This is a genomic window from Janibacter sp. CFPM2_SD2, assembly GCF_057364645.1.
In genome coordinates, this window is record NZ_JBNFOF010000297.1 from 1 (window position 1) to 2,330 (window position 2,330).

Annotated in this window: 4 protein-coding genes; all 4 read left to right on the plus strand. The window is 74.8% G+C overall.

Features of this window, described 5'->3' with window-relative positions:
• The first annotated feature begins 176 nt into the window (after window positions 1-176).
• The gene (locus AC2W7J_RS17550) at window positions 177-422 is read left to right on the plus strand and encodes a hypothetical protein (RefSeq protein ID WP_485983989.1); all 246 of its coding nucleotides are present in this window, start codon (window positions 177-179) and stop codon (window positions 420-422) included.
• Between the two features lie 189 nt (window positions 423-611).
• A complete protein-coding gene (locus AC2W7J_RS17555) occupies window positions 612-851 on the plus strand; it encodes a hypothetical protein (RefSeq protein ID WP_485983991.1) in 240 nt (79 codons plus the stop codon).
• Window positions 852-932: 81 nt separating this feature from the next.
• Window positions 933-1,865, plus strand: coding sequence for a methionyl-tRNA formyltransferase (fmt, locus tag AC2W7J_RS17560; RefSeq protein WP_485983993.1), 933 nt, complete (start codon window positions 933-935; stop codon window positions 1,863-1,865).
• Window positions 1,862-2,330: transcription antitermination protein NusB (locus AC2W7J_RS17565; RefSeq protein ID WP_485983994.1), on the plus strand; the 469-nt coding region annotated here is incomplete at its 3' end. The genes fmt and AC2W7J_RS17565, both read left to right, overlap by 4 nt.

Genomic DNA, 2,330 nt, shown 5'->3' on the forward strand with positions numbered 1-2,330 from the left:
GGCCGGGCTGGCGCGCTCGTGGAGCGACGGGGGCGCGTCGTCCTGTGCGGCGCGCCCTCGCACGTGACGATCCCCGCCGTGGAGGCCCTGGTGCGGTGGGACCCGGAGTGGTTCGCCGCGCGCGAGCTGGCCGAGCGGGCCGAGCTGTCGCTGCCCCCGACGCGTGGACCGCCGAGGTGGTCGCCGACCGCAAGCGGGTCGAGCCGATCGAGCACGCGGTGCGGGCGGCCGCGACGCAGGCGCAGCTGCTGGGGCCGCTGCCCGTCACGGGCTCGCAGGACAAGCGTCGACTCGTCGTCACCGCTCCCTTCGCCGACGGCCCGCTCGTGGCCGCGGCCCTCAAGGACGTGCGGGCGGGCGAGAGCGCGCGCAAGGCGCCGGACCTGACCTCGGTCAAGGTCGGGCACCTCACTGCCGGGTGAGGCTGTCGGCGGGCCCTGCGACCATCCCGGCATGAAGGTCTACGTCGCAGCGCCCCTGGCTGCGGTCACCGAGGTCCAGGCCGTGCAGGCGGCAGCGTCGCGGCTGGTCATCAGCTGACCTTCGACTGGACCCGGAGCGAGGACATCGACGTGGGGGACAGCGGCTACGCCGACGCTCCAGAGGCTGCGATGCGCATTGCCACGAACGACCTCGACGGAGCGCTGGCTGCCGACGCCGTCCTCGTCCTGGCCACGGAGCACGAGGGACGTGGCACCTATGTCGAGCTTGGGGCGGCGCTGGCGCGCGCGAGCTCTGGTCAGGCGGTCGACGTCGTGCTCGTCGGGGAGGTCCACCACGACAGCGTCTTCCACCACCACCCGTTGGTCCGCAGGGTGGCGGACGTCGAGGAGTGGCTGGCCCTCCCGTAACCCGGCCCTGCGTGCCCAAGGACGAGCTGGGCTGACCGCCGGGCCCCGGAGCGTCTGCCGGGGGCATCTAGACTTCGCCGGGTGCGACTGATCTTTGCCGGGACCCCCGAGGTCGCCGTCCCCTCCCTTCGTGCCCTGCTCGACTCCGACCACGAGGTCGTCGCCGTGGTCACCCGACCCGATGCCCGGGTCGGGCGCGGCCGTCGGCTCGAGCCCTCCCCGGTCAAGGCCGCCGCGCTGGAGGCCGGCCTCGAGGTGCTCACCCCGACCCGGCCGACGGACGAGGACTTCGTCGCCCGGCTCACCGAGCTGGCCCCTGACTGCTGCCCGGTGGTCGCCTACGGCGCGCTGCTGCCGGCACAGCTGCTCGACATCCCGACCCACGGCTGGGTCAACCTGCACTTCTCCCTGCTCCCGGCGTGGCGCGGCGCGGCTCCCGCGCAGCGGGCCCTCATCGCCGGTGACGAGATCACCGGCGCGAGCACCTTCCTCATCGAGACCGGCCTCGACACCGGCCCGGTCTTCGGGACGATGACCGAGCGGATCCGCCCCGACGACACCTCCGGGGCGCTCCTCGAGCGGCTCGCCGACGCCGGTGCGCCCCTGCTCGTCGCGACGATGGACGGCATCGCCTCCGGCGACCTCGAGCCGCAGGCACAGCCCGGCGAAGGTGTCAGCCATGCCGCCAAGATCACCGTCGACGACGCCCGGATCGACTTCGGTCACCCGGCGCTCGCCGTCGACCGGCTCGTGCGCGGCTGCACGCCGGCGCCGGGTGCGTGGACGACCTTCCGCGGGGAGCGGCTCAAGGTCGGGCCGGTGACGATCACCGACGAGAGCCTGCCCGTCGGGACCGTCGAGGCCCGCAAGCGCGAGGTCCTCGTCGGCACGGCCGACCGCGCGGTGCGCCTCGGCGAGGTGACCCCGCTCGGCAAGAAGCCGATGGCCGCCGCGGACTGGGCCCGTGGGGTCCGGATCGACGCCGGTGAGCGTCTCGGGGAGGAGTCGGCATGAGCGAGCGACGTGACGGAGGGCGCGGGCAGCGCGGCGGCCAGCGCGACCAGGGTGGGCACCGCGGACCGCGGCAGAAGTCCCGGACCGCACCCTCGGCGCGCTCCCGCCAGGGGGACGTGCCGCGCACGACCGCGCTGCGCGTGCTGCGGGCGGTCTCGCACGAGGGCGCCTATGCCAACCTCGAGCTGCCCAAGGCGCTGCGCCGGGCGCGGCTGAGCGGCCGTGACGCCGGGTTCGCCACCGAGCTGACCTACGGGACCCTGCGCATGCAGGGCCTCTACGACGCGATCATTGCCGAGGCGCGCAGCGCCCCGTCTCGAAGCTCGACGGGGGAGTCCTCGACGTCCTGCGGATGGGGGCCCACCAGGTGCTCGGCATGCGGGTGCCCGAGCACGCCGCCGCCGACCAGTCGGTCGCGCTCGCCCGCTCCGTCGCGGGGCAGGGCGCAGCCGGCCTCGTCAACGC

Bases quoted from the DNA above. Each gene is read 5' to 3' on its own strand.
- AC2W7J_RS17555 (WP_485983991.1), top strand. From the start codon at position 612: ATGCGCATTGCCACGAACGACCTCGACGGAGCGCTGGCTGCCGACGCC.